General features: G+C 62.3%; 15 protein-coding genes. 5 read left to right on the top strand and 10 right to left on the bottom strand.

Going from position 1 to position 16,783, the window contains the following annotated elements; translation table 11 throughout:
- Positions 1–112: 112 nt before the first annotated feature.
- Together AC0L25_RS02855 and AC0L25_RS02860 are read right to left on the bottom strand one after the other, a co-directional pair.
- Positions 113–394 carry a hypothetical protein gene (locus AC0L25_RS02855; protein ID WP_473594125.1) on the bottom strand — a complete coding sequence of 94 codons (282 nt, stop codon included), beginning with the start codon at positions 392–394 and terminating at the stop codon, positions 113–115.
- Positions 395–517: 123 nt separating this feature from the next.
- Positions 518–1,375 (bottom strand): beta-keto acid cleavage family enzyme, encoded by an 858-nt coding sequence (locus AC0L25_RS02860; RefSeq protein ID WP_473594126.1) that lies wholly within the window; start codon positions 1,373–1,375, stop codon positions 518–520.
- A gap of 94 nt (positions 1,376–1,469) precedes the next feature.
- Between AC0L25_RS02860 and AC0L25_RS02865 the strand changes: the two genes are divergently transcribed.
- Entirely contained in the window at positions 1,470–2,792 is a 1,323-nt protein-coding gene (locus AC0L25_RS02865) for an aspartate aminotransferase family protein (RefSeq protein ID WP_473594127.1), read from the top strand.
- Positions 2,793–2,804: 12 nt separating this feature from the next.
- On the opposite strand, the gene AC0L25_RS02870 is transcribed toward AC0L25_RS02865, so the two are convergent.
- A complete protein-coding gene (locus AC0L25_RS02870) occupies positions 2,805–3,677 on the bottom strand; it encodes a MurR/RpiR family transcriptional regulator (RefSeq protein WP_473594128.1) in 873 nt (290 codons plus the stop codon).
- Between the two features lie 117 nt (positions 3,678–3,794).
- On the opposite strand from AC0L25_RS02870, the gene AC0L25_RS02875 reads away from it, so the two are divergent.
- Together AC0L25_RS02875 and AC0L25_RS02880 are read left to right on the top strand one after the other, a co-directional pair.
- Positions 3,795–4,778, top strand: a complete 984-nt coding sequence (locus AC0L25_RS02875; protein WP_473594129.1) for a TAXI family TRAP transporter solute-binding subunit — start codon at positions 3,795–3,797, stop codon at positions 4,776–4,778.
- Positions 4,779–4,958: 180 nt separating this feature from the next.
- On the top strand, positions 4,959–7,451 hold the full coding sequence (locus tag AC0L25_RS02880) for a TRAP transporter permease (protein ID WP_473594248.1): 2,493 nt from the start codon (positions 4,959–4,961) through the stop codon (positions 7,449–7,451).
- A gap of 40 nt (positions 7,452–7,491) precedes the next feature.
- Here the strand turns inward: AC0L25_RS02880 and AC0L25_RS02885 are convergent, their stop codons facing one another.
- The 5 genes from AC0L25_RS02885 to AC0L25_RS02905 all read right to left on the bottom strand — a co-directional run bounded on the left by AC0L25_RS02885 (position 7,492) and on the right by AC0L25_RS02905 (position 12,439).
- On the bottom strand, positions 7,492–8,541 hold the full coding sequence (locus tag AC0L25_RS02885; RefSeq protein WP_473594130.1) for an L-idonate 5-dehydrogenase: 1,050 nt from the start codon (positions 8,539–8,541) through the stop codon (positions 7,492–7,494).
- Entirely contained in the window at positions 8,538–9,944 is a 1,407-nt protein-coding gene (locus AC0L25_RS02890) for a TRAP transporter large permease (RefSeq protein WP_473594131.1), read from the bottom strand. Before AC0L25_RS02890 ends, AC0L25_RS02885 begins: the two co-directional genes overlap by 4 nt.
- A gap of 3 nt (positions 9,945–9,947) precedes the next feature.
- Positions 9,948–10,520, bottom strand: a complete 573-nt coding sequence (locus AC0L25_RS02895) for a TRAP transporter small permease (RefSeq protein ID WP_473594132.1) — start codon at positions 10,518–10,520, stop codon at positions 9,948–9,950.
- A 77-nt stretch (positions 10,521–10,597) separates the two neighbouring features.
- On the bottom strand, positions 10,598–11,572 hold the full coding sequence (locus AC0L25_RS02900) for a sialic acid TRAP transporter substrate-binding protein SiaP (protein WP_095492910.1): 975 nt from the start codon (positions 11,570–11,572) through the stop codon (positions 10,598–10,600).
- A gap of 147 nt (positions 11,573–11,719) precedes the next feature.
- Positions 11,720–12,439 carry a FadR/GntR family transcriptional regulator gene (locus AC0L25_RS02905; protein ID WP_473594249.1) on the bottom strand — a complete coding sequence of 240 codons (720 nt, stop codon included), beginning with the start codon at positions 12,437–12,439 and terminating at the stop codon, positions 11,720–11,722.
- A gap of 333 nt (positions 12,440–12,772) precedes the next feature.
- Between AC0L25_RS02905 and AC0L25_RS02910 the strand changes: the two genes are divergently transcribed.
- Complete coding sequence (locus AC0L25_RS02910; RefSeq protein ID WP_473594133.1) at positions 12,773–14,770, top strand: multicopper oxidase domain-containing protein; 1,998 nt, start codon at positions 12,773–12,775, stop codon at positions 14,768–14,770.
- A gap of 26 nt (positions 14,771–14,796) precedes the next feature.
- Positions 14,797–15,234 carry a YqaA family protein gene (locus AC0L25_RS02915; protein ID WP_473594134.1) on the top strand — a complete coding sequence of 146 codons (438 nt, stop codon included), beginning with the start codon at positions 14,797–14,799 and terminating at the stop codon, positions 15,232–15,234.
- Positions 15,235–15,386: 152 nt separating this feature from the next.
- On the opposite strand, the gene AC0L25_RS02920 is transcribed toward AC0L25_RS02915, so the two are convergent.
- The gene (locus tag AC0L25_RS02920; protein ID WP_473594135.1) at positions 15,387–15,692 is read right to left on the bottom strand and encodes a MoaD/ThiS family protein; all 306 of its coding nucleotides are present in this window, start codon (positions 15,690–15,692) and stop codon (positions 15,387–15,389) included.
- A 5-nt stretch (positions 15,693–15,697) separates the two neighbouring features.
- Complete coding sequence (locus tag AC0L25_RS02925; RefSeq protein ID WP_473594136.1) at positions 15,698–16,780, bottom strand: WD40/YVTN/BNR-like repeat-containing protein; 1,083 nt, start codon at positions 16,778–16,780, stop codon at positions 15,698–15,700.
- Positions 16,781–16,783: the final 3 nt, after the last annotated feature.

Here is a 16,783-nt window from a genome sequence, read left to right on the forward strand (position 1 = left end):
CCTACAGGAAGTGAATCACGAACGTCGCCTCACTGGAATCCCCTCTCGATTCAACCTGAGCGTCCGACGCTCTAGCGCGATACAGCCAGGAGCAATGATCAGTGGTTTGAACTTACCCGGCTCTCTGATCAGTTTTTTGGGCTTTTCTTGGCTTACCTGGTGCGTTTGTCGGGCCACGCCCGCTGGTGTCGGAGTCGACGTCGGAGACAAAGCAGTATGCAAAGATATTCCCTCGGTTCTCGTCGGTTACCCGGATCCAATCCTTTTCCCACGTTCGGAGGGTAACATGTCGATCTGTCGACATGGCGGCGGCTTTGAAAGGGCTCGGCGCGTTGATGATGCGCACCGCGATCACGTCATCGCCCTCCATTTGCTCGACAAGGTATGTCTGCATAAAGCCTCCCAAGCGCCCATTGCAGCCTTTAACGTCAGCCAAAGAGTTGGGTTGCAGCGTAGCAAAGAGATTTTTGACAAATGTGACGAACCGAGGAGGCCGCTCAAGGCGTGCGGACGAGTGTCAACGCTGGATCGCCCAAGCGGCGCGAAGATCGTCGGCTTGGGCGGTCCTGAGGCCGCAAGCAGTCAGCGCGCCTTTGGTCGCCGTTACGAGGGCAGCATTGTCGTTGGCGGTTGTACCGTCGGCCAGAGTAAAATTGTTCTCGAAGCCGACGCGGGCGTGACCGCCCAGCAGCGCACCTGTTGTAACGCAGGCGGTTTCTTCCCGACCGAAGGCGCAGACCATCCAGTGCGCGAAGCGCGGGCGGTCATGCGCAAGGAAGGGAAGCAGGTCGGCCGGCCGCGAAACCTGGCCTGGCGTGTAGCGGCCAAGCACATAGAGCACCGGGATGTCGTCGAAAGGCACCAGCCCGCGCTGCTGCATGGCGGCTAGGGCCGACGCCTCTTCGGGCGCGTAGAGGATCATCTGAGGGGCGATCCGTTCGCTCTTCAGCCACCACAGGAACTCCGCGAAAGCGGTCTCATGGGCAGCGTCCGGCACCAGTTCGCGCAGCGCCAGCGAAACGGCCTCAGGGCGGGTAGCGCGCACAATCGCCATCTGCTCGGCCGGCTGGTATCGGCCGACCGCTTCGCTGGTGATCTGGATGATTAGCCGCTCGCCCACCGCATCGCGTATCGCTTTCGTCGTCTCGCGATAAGCGTGCGCGTCGAGCAAATGGCCGCCGTCGCGATCACGGACATGCGTGTGGATCATAGCGGCGCCCGCCTCGAGGCAGGCGGCGGCGGTCCGGGCCAGTTCCCAGGGGCCGATCGGCAGGGCAGGGTGGTCTTTCTTGTCACGCCGACCACCATTCGGCGCAACGGCGATTGCCGTCGGCGCGATAAGTCCGGGGCCGGTCACGTCCCTGTCGACTGTCATAGGTGCAGTCCAATCGTTTCAGTATTGCGCACTATGTAACATATGTTGCATGATAGGTTCGCGCCAAATCGCGCGATCGTCAATCGAGGAAAGCATGACACACATCCTGCATCGCCAGATCCATGCGACCCTGCCCGTCGCGGCTGGCGGCAAGGGTATCGAACTCTTCGACGGCGATGGCCGCGCCTATATCGACGCGTCAGGCGGCGCGGCGGTTTCCTGCCTCGGTCACGGCCATCCCGACGTGACGGCCGCGCTCCACGCACAGGCCGACAAGCTCGCCTATGCCCACACCAGCTTCTTCACCAACGAGCCGGCCGAGACATTGGCCGACAAGCTCGTCTCCGGGGCGCCACAAGGTATTAGCCATGCCTATTTCGTGTCCGGCGGCTCCGAAGCGGTGGAGGCGGCGCTCAAGATGGCACGGCAGTTTTTCGTCGAGACTGGCAAGCCCGAGCGGCGAAACGTCATCGCCCGTCGACAGAGCTATCACGGCAACACGCTCGGCGCTCTCGCTGCCGGGGGCAATGAGTGGCGCCGCGCCCAATTCCGCCCGTTGCTGATCGATACGCACCACATCGAGCCATGCTATGCCTACCGCTTCCAGGAAGCCGGTGAGAGCGAGGAGGCCTACGGCCTGCGCGCCGCCAAGGCGCTCGAGGATAAAATTCTCGAGCTCGGTCCGGACACTGTCATGGCCTTCGTCGCGGAACCTGTCGTCGGCGCGACAGCAGGAGCGGTGCCGGCCGTTCCTGGCTATTTCGGGCGCATCCGCGAAATCTGTGACCGCTACGGTGTGCTCCTCATCCTCGACGAGGTGATGTGCGGCATGGGCCGCACCGGAACGCTGCACGCCTGCGAGCAGGACGGTGTCGCGCCCGACCTGATGACAATCGCCAAAGGCCTCGGCGGAGGCTACCAGCCCATTGGTGCGGTGCTGCTTTCACGCCGCATTTTCGACGCGTTCGCCGAAGGCTCCGGCTTTTTCCAGCACGGCCACACCTACATATGCCATCCGATGGCCTGCGCGGCAGCCCTTGCTGTCCAGGAGGTGATCGCTCGCGACGATCTGCTCGCCAATGTTCGGGCGATGGGAGCACATCTTTCACGGCGACTGGGCGAACGGTTCGGCAACCATGCCCATATCGGCGACATTCGCGGGCGTGGCCTTTTCATGGGGCTTGAGCTGGTCGAAGACCGTTCGTCGAAACAGCCGTTCGATCCGGACCGCAAACTAAATGCGCGCGTCAAGCGCGAGACGATGGCGCGCGGACTGCTGGTCTATCCCGCGGGAGGCACGATCGACGGCGTGCGCGGCGATCATGTGCTGCTTGCGCCGCCCTTCATCATAGACGCCGCAGCAATCGATTCGGTTGTTGAACGGCTCGGCGACGCGATAGACGCTGCAGTGGCATAGCGCCAGTGCTCTTCATTCCGGCAGGTAGGCACCGAACGCCTGTAACTCCAGTTCCGTCTCCCTGACACGAGCCGCGGCGGCCGGCCCGCTGCGCGCCAGCATCGTTGCAGCCAGCGCTTCCACGATAGCCATAGCTGCGGCTACCGACGGGAAGAAGGACGGGCTGTCGGTAGAGAATCGCAAGGTGACGTCGGCATGCCGCGCGATCGGAGCAGCCATGCTGTCTACGATCGCGACAATCGGAACGCTGTGTCGTTGCGCAGCCTCCATCACCGGCCCGAGTTCACGCGAATAGGGCGAAAAGCCGATCGCGACGACCGCTTCCCTCTTTCCAAGCGCTGCGAGTTCCGCCTCGATCGCACCGCCGTCGCCGCCGAGCAGCGTGACGTCGCGCCGAAACATCCGACAGAGATAGACGAGCGCGTGGGCGGGCGCGCGGCAGCTTCGGAACCCCGCGACGCGTATGCGCTGTGCCTTCTCCAGTATCGCGCAAGCCCTTGCTATTTCTTCGCTGCCGTTGGCCGCTTCGGCCGCCGCCAGATTGGCAACGGTCGTCCTCAGGGATTCAGCGAAAATCGCCTCCGACCCGCGCTTGACAAGCGCATCGGCCCTTGCCGCGAAAGGCGCCTTGCCGGAGCGCAGCCGGTCCTCGAACGGCTTGCGTAGCGCCGCCCAGTCGCCGAAGCCCAGCCGCCGCGCCAGTCGCACGAAGGTCGTCGGTGTCACCTCTGATCGCGCGGCCAGCACCCGCATGGAGACCAGCGCCACTTCGTCGGGATGATCGACCAGGAATCGCGCCGCCTTGCGCAGTTCTGAGCTCAGTTCGGGGAGTTCGGTCAATATGCGCGCCAGAAGCGCGTCGAAACCCATCTCCCGCGTATTCATTGTAACAAGCATTTCCCTTGATTGATAAAGCGCAACAATCGTAGCATGCATTGACGTGCCTTGACACTAAAACACCGGACGGCCTCGACGGCACGCAAAGTACCAAGGGAGAACCAGATGAAACATGCCCGGACTGCACGCCTCGGAGCGCAGATCGTTGCCTTGTCGGCCGCGCTGCTGTTTTCGGCCAGCGCAATGGCGCAGCAGAATTTCGTTACCATCGGGACCGGTGGCGTCACCGGCGTCTACTACGCCGCCGGCGGTGCTATCTGCCGCCTGCTCAACAAGGATCGTAAGACACACGGCATCCGCTGCTCGGTCGAATCGACCGGCGGATCGGCATTCAACGTGAACACGATCAAGGAAGGCGAACTCGACTTCGGCATGGCCCAGTCCGACGTCCAGTACAACGCCTACAAGGGGCTGGAATCATTCAAGGACGGTGGCGCCCATACCGACCTGCGCGCGGTTTTCTCGATCCATCCGGAGCCGTTCACGGTCCTGGCGCATCCGAATGCCGGCGTGACGAAATTCGAGGACTTCAAGGGTAAACGTTTCAACGTCGGCAATCCCGGTTCCGGGACGCGCTCCTCCATGGAACGTCTGCTCGGTGCGATGGGTTGGACGTTGGCCGACTTTTCGCTCGCATCCGAGCTAAAGGCGGACGAGCATGGTCCGGCGCTCTGCGACGGCAAGATCGACGGGTTCTTCTACGGCGTCGGTCATCCCTCGGCTAACATTCAGGATCCGACCACTACCTGCGCTGCCAAGCTGGTGCCGTTGACCGGGGAAGTCGTGGACAAGCTGGTCGCAGAAAATCCCTACTACGCCAAGGCGGTGATCCCGGGCGGGCTCTACGCCAATAATCCCGACGATACCGAAACTTTCGGCGTGCTCGCCACGCTCGTCACCTCGGCCAAGGTTCCCGACGAGAGCGTCTATCAATTGACCAGGGCGGTGTTCGAGAATTTCGACGAGTTCAAGTCGCTGCATCCGGCCTTTGCCAATCTCGATCCGGCCAAGATGGTGTCGGAAGGAAATTCCGCGCCGCTGCATCCGGGTGCTGAAAAATACTTCAAGGAGAAGGGCTGGCTGAAGTAGGCTTCGTGAACTGACGACAGACCGGCGGGTCAGCGGACCCGCCGGGGCCATCCGCAACAGGAGGCGTCATTGAGCGAAGTGAAAGAACAACCGGCCGGCGTCGATCTCGAAGAGCTCGAACAGCTTGTCGCGGAGGCTGATACGGGTGGCCGGCATCCGAGCGGAACAGTCGCTCGAATCCTGCTCTGGGTTGCAGTTGCCTGGTCGCTTTTCCAGCTCTGGTACGCTTCGCCTTTGCCGTTCGTGTTCGGCTTCGGCATCCTCAATGATACGGAAGCGCGCGCCATCCATCTCGGCTTCGCGCTGTTCTTGACGTTCCTCGCCTATCCGGCGCTGAGATCCTCTCCCCGCGATCGTGTGCCGCTGCTTGACTGGGTGCTGGCCGTGGTCGGCGGGTTTGCCGGTTCCTATCTCTTTCTCTTCTACGTCCAGCTTTCCGGGCGCCCGGGCCAGCCGACCACGCTCGATCTCGTTACCGGCACCGTTGGCATCTTGTTGCTCCTCGAGGCGACGCGCCGCGCGCTCGGCCTTCCGATGGTGGTCGTGGCATGTTTCTTCATCTTCTACACCTTTGCCGGCCAGTACATGCCGGACGTGATTCAACATCGCGGCGCATCACTTAACAAATTTCTCAACCATCAATGGCTGACCACCGAAGGCGTCTTCGGGATTGCACTTGGCGTATCGACCAGCTTCGTCTTTCTCTTCGTCCTGTTCGGTACGCTTCTGGAAAAGGCCGGCGCCGGCAACTGGATGATGCAGATCTCGATCGCGCTGCTCGGCCATTTGCGCGGCGGCCCGGCGAAAGTCGCGGTGGTCTCATCGGCTCTCAACGGCGTCGTGTCCGGCTCGTCCGTCTCCAATGTGGTTTCAGGCGGCATCTTCACCATCCCGCTGATGAAGCGCACCGGCCTTTCCGGCGTCAAGGCGGGCGCCATCGAGGCCGCGGCCTCGATCAATGGCCAGATCATGCCGCCGGTCATGGGTGCGGCCGCCTTCCTGATGGTCGAATATGTCGGCATTCCCTATTCGGAGATCGTCAAGCACGCGCTGCTGCCGGCGGTCTTCTCTTATATCGCGCTGCTCTACATGGTTCACCTCGAAGCGATAAAGATGGACCTGAAGACGATCCCGCAGCGTCCGACGCCGGCAAGAGAACGGATGCTGCGGATGGGACTGGGACTGTCGGGCAGCGTTCTCGCCGTCTGTATCGTCTATTACGGCATTGTTGCTATCCAGGCTGTCTTGGGTGGGACCGCGCCGCCGGTGCTCGCAATCGCTGGCGTGGCTCTCTACGTCGCCTCCGTCTGGTATTCCTCCCGCTATCCGGACCTAGCACTGGACGATCCGAACTCGCCAATCCTGGAACTGCCGCGCGCCTGGGACGTCACGCGGACCGGGCTCGATTTCCTCATCCCGATCGCCGTGCTTCTGTGGTGCCTGATGGTCGAGCAGATGTCGCCTGGCCTCTCGGCGTTCTGGGCAACGGTCTCGATCCTCGGCATCGTCATGACGCGTAAGCCGCTGATGGCGGTATTCCGTAACGAAAACCTCGCCGCCTCAATACGGGCTGCCTGGGACGACCTGATCGACGGGCTGGCGCTCGGCGCCCGCAACATGATCGGCATCGGTATCGCCACGGCCACCGCCGGCATCGTCGTCGGCACGATCACGCTGACCGGTCTCGGCCTGATGATGACGGAGCTCGTCGAGTTAATCTCCGGCGGCAACGTCATCCTGATGCTGATCCTGATCGCCGCGATCAGCCTTGTGCTCGGCATGGGCATCCCGACCACCGCAAACTACATCCTGGTCGCCACGCTGATGGCGCCGGTCGTGGTCGATCTCGGTGCGCAGGCCGGATTGCCAATCCCGCTGATCGCGGTTCACCTGTTCGTCTTCTACTTCGGCATCATGGCGGATATTACCCCGCCCGTCGGGCTGGCGGCCTTCGCGGCGGCGGCGATTTCCAAGGAGGATCCGATTGCCACCGGTTTCCAGGGTGCGCTCTATTCGCTGCGTACGGCGATCCTGCCGTTCGTCTTCATCTTCAATCCGGCGATCTTGCTGATCGGAGTCGACACCTGGCCTCAAACGATCTGGGTGGCGACGGTTTCGCTGATCGCCATCCTGCTGTTTTCGGCCGCGACAATGAACTGGTTCGTGACGAAAAGCCGGCTTTGGGAAAGTGCGGCCCTGCTTCTCATCTGCTTCACGCTGTTTCGGCCGGACTGGTGGCTCAATCAGGTGTCGCCGCCCTACGAGGAATTGCCGGCGAGCGAATTCCTGTCGGCGGTCGCGCAGACGCCCGCGGATGGCCGCATCAATTTCGTCGTCGAGGGTGTCGACCTCATGGGCGAAGATGTACGCAAGACGGTCAACGTGCCGCTCGGGGAGCCAGGCGAGCCGCTGGAGCGGCTGCGCGGCATTGGACTTACCATCACGCAAGCGGGCGACGCACTGATGATCAGCAATGTCGATTTCGGATCCTACGCCAAGCGCATTGGGCTGGATGTCGGATATGACGTGGTGGCGGTGCTCAGAAAGGCCGACCAGCCCTCGAGCCTCATTCCGATCGGCTTGGCGCTCGCTGCGACCGCCGGCGTTGCCGGCCTGCAGTTTGCGCGGGCGCGCAAGCAGGCGGACAGGAGGGAAACCGGGCCGGCGCGCTGAAACCGGAACGGTTGATAACAGCTGGTGGCGGGGCAAACCCTCAGTCAGCGGTAAGCACGACCTTGACGCTCTGCGAGCGGTCGGCGGCCAGGGCAAACGCATCGCGGGCCGAGGAAAGGGGGCGTTCGGCGGTCACCAGCTTCAGGACCTCGATATCCCCGCCGACGATGAGATCGACCGCCTGGTTGAATTCCGAGCCGAAACGAAACGTGCCGTTCAGATTGATCTCCTTGGCCATCACCGCATTGGCCGCCACCGGGATCTGACCACCCGGAAGATTGCCGACCTGAACAACCGTGCCGCCGCGCCGGACGCTGGCGATTGCTGCCGCGAGGCCCGCTGCGGTGCCTGAAATCTCGAACGCGACATCAATCGCCTTGTCGGCCGCGAGCGCCTTGAGTTCGTCGCCGCCGCCGGACAGGTCAATCGTCCTGTTTGCTCCAAGTTTGCTGGCGAAGGCGAGCGGCGCCTCTGCTATGTCGGCGACGGTGAGTTCGCCACATCCCTTGAGCCTGGCGGCGAGCATGGTCAGGAGCCCGATGGGGCCGGCGCCGAACAGGATGACGTTCCTGCCGGCGATGTCGCCGGCCCGTGCCACAGCATGCAGGCTGACGGCGAGCGGTTCGGCGAGTGCCGCCGCCTGGTAGGCGACGTCGGGCGGGACCTTGACGCATTGCGCGGGCGTGGCATCGAACACGCTGGCAAAACCGCCTTGCATGTGCGGCGTTCTCGACGCTGAACCCATGAAATAGATGCTTTCGCAGAGATTGGCGCGGCCCTCCGCGCATCGCGCGCAGTGTCCGCACCAGCGCGATGGGTTGACCGCCACGCGATCACCGACGGCAAGTCCTGGCGCGTCCGCGTTGATTTCGACAATCTCCCCGGCGACCTCGTGGCCGAGCACGAGCGGCGATGTCACGACAAAATCGCCGGTCCGCGCATGACGGAAATAGTGCAGGTCCGAACCGCAGATGCCGCCTGCGCCGAAGCGCACGCGCACCATTCCCGGCGCGAGGGGGCCGAGCGGGTGCTCGATGACGCGCAGATCCTCGGGGCCGAACAGCGTCGCGGCGACTGCGCTGCCGGTCATCGGATCAGTCCCATTTGCGTCGGCAGCCATAGCGTGATGGCGGGGATGAAGGTGATCAGGATCAGCGCGACGATCAACGGGACGAGCCAGGGCAGAATTGCCATGGTCGTACGCTCGACCGACAGCTTGGCGACCCGCGAGAGGACGAACAGCACCATGCCGAGCGGCGGATGGAGGAGACCAATCATCAGATTAAGCGTCATGATCAGACCGAAATGCACCGGATCGATCCCGTAGAGAACCACGATCGGCAGGAGGATAGGCACAAGGATGGTGATCGCAGCAATCGTGTCGAGGAAACAGCCGACTACCAGCATCAGGATGTTCACCAGGATCAGGAACACCCACTTGTTTTCGGTCAGCGATGTGATGAAGACCGAGAACAGCTGCGCCGCCTGACTGACCGTGAGCAACCAGGCGAAGATCGACGCTGCGGTGACGATGAAGAGGACCGACGCGGTCGTCTCGATCGTGTCGAAACTGGCCTTGGCGAGGGCTGCGAGTGTCATCGTCCGATAGCGCACGAGCCCTAGAAACAGCGACCAGATGACGGCGGCCATGGCCGCTTCGGTCGGCGTGAACCAGCCCATGGTCATGCCGCCGATCAGGATGATCGGTGTCATGAGCGCCATGACGGCAGAGAAATCGAAATACCAGTCGCAGGCGATCAGGACGACGAGCGCGATGCCAACGGCAATATTGAGGGACAATCCCATCTGGACAAGGACATAAACCGCCAGCGGAAAGCAGCACACGACGGCGACCTCGATCGAGGCGGCGGCGAGCCGGTTCAACTTGAACGGCGTATCCGACCCCCAGCCCCGACGGTGGGCGAAGATCGCGACCGTCACCATCATCAGCACAGTCATGACGACGCCGGGCAGGATGCCGGCCATGAACAGCGCGCCGATCGAGACGTTGGCCATCATGCCGTAGATGACGAAGGGCAGCGAGGGCGGGAAGATCGGGCCGAGCGTCGAGGACGCCGCGGTGACGCCGACGGCCGCCTCGACGGGATAACCGTGGTCCTTCATCGCCTTGATCTCGATCGTGCCGATGCCGGCAGCGTCGGCAAGGGCTGCCCCCGACATGCCGGCGAAGACCACCGAACCGATTATGTTCACCTGCGCGAGTCCGCCCTTCATCCAGCCGACAAGCGCCAGCGCGAAGGAATAGATCCGCCCGGTGACGCCGGCGATGTTCATGAGGTTTCCGGCGAAGATGAAGAACGGCACGGCAAGCAGCGGAAAGCTCTCGACACCGGCGATCATGCGCTGCGCGGCTATGATGTCGGGCGCCACGCCATAGAAGACGAGGTAGAGCAGCGACGCCACCGCCATCGAAACAGCGACGGGCACGCCGACCAGCATCAGGACGAGAAAGGCTCCGATCAGAAGCAGCATGGTCTATTCCCCCAGTCCGTCGAACGCGGCGGGGCGCTCCAGCGCCGAGTAGCCACGGCGGATGTTGCCGATGAATACCTGGATGGCGCGCAGCATCATCAGCACGAAACCGGCGAAGACGGCGTAGAAGACGACGTTGCGCGGCAGGTTGATGGTGACCATCCGCTCGCGGTGGACGATCCCGACATAGCGCCAGAGGAGCCAGGACATATAGGCGAAGAAGCAAATGGTGATCAGATTGACCGCAAGCGCCAGGTAGCGCCCAGCCCCAGCGGGAAGATAGTGATAGAGCACGTCGACGTGGATGTGACGCGTGGTGCGCGTGCACATGACCGAGCCCAGGAACACCACGACGACGAGGCAGTTGATGGCGATCTCCTCGGTCCAGGCAAAACTGTTGTTCATGACGTAACGCGTGAAGAACTGCAGAAAGACGCAGAACGACATGCCCCAGAACACGGCGAGCGTGACCCAGTCTTCCACCGCGTATCGCGACAGATCGACGGGCGCGGTCTCTTCCTCGAATGCATGCGCCAGTTCTTCGGGGGTAACCTGGGTGTGGACCTCTTGGGTCATCGGCAAGCTCCGGAAACCGTTGGGACAGGTTCAACAGACCCGACACGCTTATCGCGCCGGGCCCGGATTGACGCAGTTTACTTGACGGCGCGGATTGCCTCCCAGTCCTCCTTGCGGTAGCCGAACTCCTCGAACGTCACCTTCTCCATCACGTTCTTTTCGAAATCGGCGCGATCGACTTCGGTGACGGTGAGACCTCGCTCCTTGAAGGTTTCAACCAGAGCCTTTTCGCGGTCGACGATAATCTTTGTCGCTCGCGCGGCGGCTTCCTGCATCACCTCGGTGAAGATCGCCTTGTCCTCGTCCGACAATTGCGACCAGCGCGATTGCGACACGATCGTGTTGAGGTGATCGACGATGTGCCCGGTCAGGACAATGTGCTTTTGCACTTCGTAGAACTTCTTGGCGTCGATCGTCGTCAGGGGGTTTTCCTGCGCTTCAACCGTGCCCTGCTGCAAGGCGAGATAGACTTCGGCGAAGGCGATCGGCGCGGTGTTGGCGCCGCAGGCGCGCGGCATGGCGAGATAGGCCGGCACATCAGGCACGCGGATCTTCAGGCCCTGCATGTCGGCGCATTTCTCGATCGGCCGATTGGATGTCGTGTGACGCGTGCCGTAGTAGGTGGTTGCCGTGATATGATGGCCGGACGCCTCTTCGTAGCCGCCGGTCAATTCCTTGTATTTGTCGCTCTTGGTGTAAGCGAGCAGGTGATCCGCGTCGCGGAAAGTGAACGGGAAGTAGGTCACGCCGATCGGCGGGAATTCGCGGGCGGCGAAGCTCGATCCGGAGATGATGATGTCGACCGTGCCGAGGGTCAGCCCCTGGTTGATGTCTGCTTCCTTGCCGAGTTGCGAAGCCGGGAAGACATCGATCGTATAGCGGCCGTCAGTGCGCTTCTTGATCTCTTCCGCCGCCCACACGGACTCGGTGTGGAAGGGTTCGGACGTTTCGTAGACGTGGGCCCATTTCAGCGCGGTTTGTGCAGAGGCCGAAGCCATGGGCAGAGCGATTGCGGCGATCGTGCCGAGCAGAACGGCGTATTTTCTCAACATCATATTCCTCCCTGTGATTGGATTTGACTGTGCCGACAGGATCCTCCCGGTCGGCTGCTTGACCTCTAGGTTTGAGCATCGGTTTTTCCCAAAACCGGTTCCCACCCCCGGGTCGGGCCCGAGGGCAGGCTTTGGGGTCCGAATGCTCTATTCCGCGACCTCCCTGGCCGCGGATTTCTCACCGAAATTGCGTGAGAATCTCAGTTGCGACTGACGCAGATGTTCCTGCATGGCGGCCTTGGCCCGTTCAGGCTCGCGCGCAGCGATCGCGTCGCGCACCGCGCGATGCTCCTCCGCGGCGGCCCGCCAGGAATCCCTGTTCTCGAAATAACTCGACAGGCGTTCGAAATATGGGTTCATGCGCTGGTCGAAAAGCTCGCCGATGCAGCGCACCAGGACGGCGTTCCCGAGAATGCCCGCCACCATCGTATGGAACTCTCGGTCGAGCGCGATCGTCATCTTGGTCGGGTGTGGTATGTCCTCCATACGGCGCAGCACGTCGTCCATATGTTCGATGTCGATCGGCCGAACATGCAGGGCGGCTTCGGCGGCGATCGCCCCTTCGATGAACTCGCGTGCCCGCAACAGCTCGAACGGGCCTTCATCCATCTCTGCCGTCAAAACCTCGGCCCGCGGCCGGTCGGTAACATAGATGCCGGAGCCGACGCGAATGCGTATCCGCCCCTCGACCTCGAGCGCGATCAGCGCTTCACGGACGGTGGGGCGGGAGATGCCAAGCTGATCGGCCAGTTCGCGCTCGGTCGGCAGGCGATCGCCAACTGCGAACTCACCCGCGTCGATCAGCTGCCTGAGCTGATCGGCGATCTGTCGGTAAAGTCGACGCGGTTCAACGGCCTGGATCGGCATTGTCACCCAGTTCTACTTCAACAGAATCATCCGGCTGATCTCGGATCGGTAAATTGGTCTGACCTTTTGATGAAGGTGCCGCGAAAAAAGCGGAGAGTCAAGCAGCAGAGAACGCGCATGGAACTCATTCTCGGTGACTTTCTTGGAAACGACGGATCGGCCATGGCTGAACGGCAACTCTTGACCTTCCAGCGACTGGAAGGCTTATCGCGTGGTTTCGCCGCCAACACCATCTCCGGAGTTCCAGGGGAGCGGCCTATGACGCGGCGCGTTCAAGGAGGCGGCCGAAACAGTCCGTCAGGTCAGTGGAGAGAAACCGACAGGAGTTCTGCAGTGTTCGTACAGCCCGTCGACTACTTTCTTGCAGTCTTGTTCGTTCTAGCGGCCCTCAGCACGGCTTACGTGGCGTGGGATCAGTTCCGCAACAATCCCGAACCCGTGGTGATGAAATGGGGCTTCATCCTGGTCACGCTCTATATGGGACCGCTGGGGCTGTTGATTTACGTGCTGGCCGACAAGGAGCCGCGGCCGGGCGAACACGAGGCGTTCACCAAACCGCTCTGGAAGCAAGGCGTCGGCTCGACGATCCACTGCGTCGCCGGAGACGCGACCGGCATCATCCTAGCGGCGGCAATCACTGCCGCGCTTGGGCTGCCGATGTGGATCGATCTCATCGTTGAGTATGTTGCCGGGTTCGCCTTCGGCCTGTTCATCTTCCAATCGCTGTTCATGAAATCGATGATGGGCGGCACTTATTGGGAGAATGTCCGCAAGAGCTTCATGCCGGAATTCATCAGCATGAATTTCATGATGGCGGGCATGGCGCCGGTCATGAGCTTCCTGATGATGGGCAGCGACATGCGGGCCATGGAGCCGACCGAGCTTCTGTTCTGGGGCGTGATGTCGTTCGGTGTGATCGTTGGCTTCATCAGCGCATATCCATCCAACGTATGGATGGTGGCCCGTGGCCTGAAGCATGGGCTGATGACCGAACGCGAACCGGAATTCGACAAGGCGAGGGGGCGCGAGTACGCACATAGCGGCGCGGAAGCCGGGGTAGCGGGGCACCGTCACGCTCACGCGCGCCTCAACGAACACGCCACCCCTGGACATGGCGGTCCGGGCGGGAATCGCGGGGCCGGCCATCATGGATCCGGCCATGGCTCCTCCCACGGCAATGGGGGAGGCGGGTCGGGTGGTACGCATGGCGGTCACGGCACGGAACCGGATGCAACTGTGCCGCAACTCGCGGCCTTCGGCGGCGTGTCCGTACTCGCGCTGGCGCTCGGCATGATCGCTCCGGCCAATTGGGTGAACCTCACCCTCAGCGCGCGAGACGTAGGCGGCGCAATCATGCCGCCCGGCATGATCATGGACCGCGACACGCCGGCTGCAGCGATGCTGGACATGGCCGCCGTGCATCCTCGCCTGATCACGGCCAGCCATGGCTTGGAAGTTCGCGGCGACCGGGAACTGCAAGCCAGGATAGAGAACGGAGTGAAGGTGTTCGACCTGGAAACCTCGGTCATCCGCTGGGCGATTCTGCCGGACGTGAAAGTCGACGCCTATGCGATCAACGGTCAGGTTCCGGGCCCGCGACTGCATATCCGGCAAGGCGACCGAGTACGCATCAATGTCACGAACCGCCTGCCGGAGAGCACGACCATCCACTGGCACGGGTTGATCCTGCCGAACGAAATGGATGGCCCGGCCGAGATCACGCAGGAGCCGATCCCGCCCGGCGGCAGCTACCGATATGAATTCACGGCGGGCCAATCGGGGACCTACTTCTATCACTCGCATGACCATGTCGATCGCCAGCAGGCGCTCGGACTCTACGGCGCGCTCATCATCGATCCCGCCAATCCCCAGGACGAGATTGCGGCAGACCATGACTATGTTATCCAGCTTCAGGAATGGCTGATGCGGGAGGGCCTGACTTTTCCGTCGATGCCGATGGACGGCGGGCAGCCGAATTATTTCACCATCAACGGCCGCGCCTATCCGTCAACGGACACGATCAGGATGAAAGTCGGCGAAACTCTGAAGGTGCGCTTCATCGGCACCAATAATGGGTTTATCCACCCGATGCACATCCACGGCGGTCCATTCGAAGTTGTCGCCCGCGACGGCGAGACTATCCCGGGGTCGGCACGATTCCTTGCCGATACGGTCAACGTCGGACCAGGGCAACGCTACGATGTCGTCTGGCAGGCACGTCGGCCTGGAAAATGGCTGATCCACTGCCATATCGGGCATCATACGACCAACAACAATGTCGAAGAGAAGGGCGGTGGCGGACTGATGGCCGTAATCGATGTGCAACCCTGAAGCCTTTCCGCAAAGCGAAAACATAGATGGATGTGTTTGCCGTATACGGTGGCCTGTTTCTTGTTGCCTTCGCCGCGGCAACCATCCTTCCGGCGCAGTCGGAGGCCGCCCTTGCAGGGCTCCTCGCGATGGGCTCCTTCTCGCCGCCAATGCTGGTTGTTGTCGCCAGCGCGGGCAACATCCTGGGTTCTGCGGTGAACTGGGGGCTTGGTCGAGGGATCGAACGCTTCCGGGACAGGCCCTGGTTTCCGCTGCGCCCGGCGACGCTCAACCGCGCCACGAACTGGTATCGCCGTTATGGAAGATGGTCGCTACTGTTGAGCTGGATGCCGATCGTCGGCGACCCGCTGACCATGGTCGCTGGGGTTTTGCGCGAACCGCTATGGAGCTTTGTCGCAATCGTCGCCGTCGCGAAGGTTTCGCGTTATCTGGTCGTCGCCGGGGCGGTGCTGAGCCTGACGTAAAACCGAAATGACAGACATTGCAGCAGGCAGTTCCGTTCACTTTTGGTTGCACCGCAACAAAGCGACCGGCGGCGACCTTGAAAATCAGACGAACAATTGTCGGAAGGTATGATTAGGTAGTGCAAGCGGCGAAACGTGGACCGTCCCAGAACTTACCCTCCGCTGATCGCGGTGATAATGAACACCTTCGCCCCCGGTTCGAGCGGTGTATCAAGCGTGGCGCGCTCGCCGTCGATGAAGACGTTGATGTGCTTCCTGATCGCCGGCGTCGAGTCGCAGAGGCGGTCGCGCATGCCCGGCCAGCGCCGGTCGAGCTCGTTCATCATCTCGTCCACCGTTGATGCCGACATCTCCACCGAGCGTGTCGAGCCCGGGAACAGGTCGACCAGCACGCCGGGCAGTCTCACGGTGATTGCAACGGCCTGAGCGGGTCGGGCGTGACTCGTGTCGTTCGGCACGGCCCTTACCTCTCGACCACCATCGCCTCGATCGAGGTGATGACGGGCAGGTGCTCGGCAATAGTTGCAAAGCTGTCGCCTTCGTTGGCGCTGGCAAATACCGTGCCGCTCGATGTGCCGAAGTAGACGCCGGCCGGCTCCAGCCGGTCCGTCGCCATCGCTTGCCTCAGCACGCCGAAATACGCGTTTTGTTGCGGCAGGCCTTCGCGCAGGTCCTGCCAGGTGCTGCCCGCGTCGCGCGTGCGCCACACGGCGGCCTTCGCATCGGGCACATAGCGGCCCGCAGTGTCGCCGTTGAGTGGGATCATGAAGGCCGTGTCGGGGTCCCTCGGGTGGGCCGCCACCGGGAAGCCGAAGCTCGACGGCAGGCCCTTCTCGATGCTATGCCAGCTCTTGCCGCCATCGTCCGAGCGGTACATGCCGCAATGGTTCTGCTGGTAGAGTCGGTCGGGTCGCCCTGCAGCCATGACGAGGTTGTGCACGCACTGCCCGAACTCGGGATAATTCTCACCCTCCGGCAGGAAATCTGCGCGGGTTCCCTTGTTGCGGGGCTCCCATGTCCTACCGCGGTCCGACGTATGGAACACGCCTGCAGCCGAGATGCCGATCCACAGCTGGTTCTCGTCGTTCGGGTGAGGCACGAGCGAATGAAGGATCAGACCGGCGCCGCCGGGGCTCCACTGCGGGCGTGACGGATGTTTCTGCAGCCCTTCAACATGCTGCCAGGTCTCACCGCGATCGTCGGAACGGAACAGGCCGGCAGGCTGCACGCCGGCATAAAGGCTGTCGTTCTTTGGCGCGACGCTCCACACCGCCTTGATCGGCTCGGCGCCCGACTCATAGGCGATTCCCTCGCTCGAATGGGTCCAGCTCTCGCCGAGATCGGTCGATTTCCAAACCGCCGGGCCGAACCATTCGTTGCCGCCGCCAGCATAGATCGTCCCCGTCTCGAGGTTGCCGACAACATGGTTCACCGGCCATGTCGCGCAGAACGGACCTTTGAGGTCCCAGGATTTGCGCTTGGAATCACTTTCTAGGATGAATGCACCTTTGCGGGTGCCGATGAGAACGAGCACATGCTTCGCCACGAC

Source organism: Mesorhizobium sp. WSM4813, from assembly GCF_055811555.1.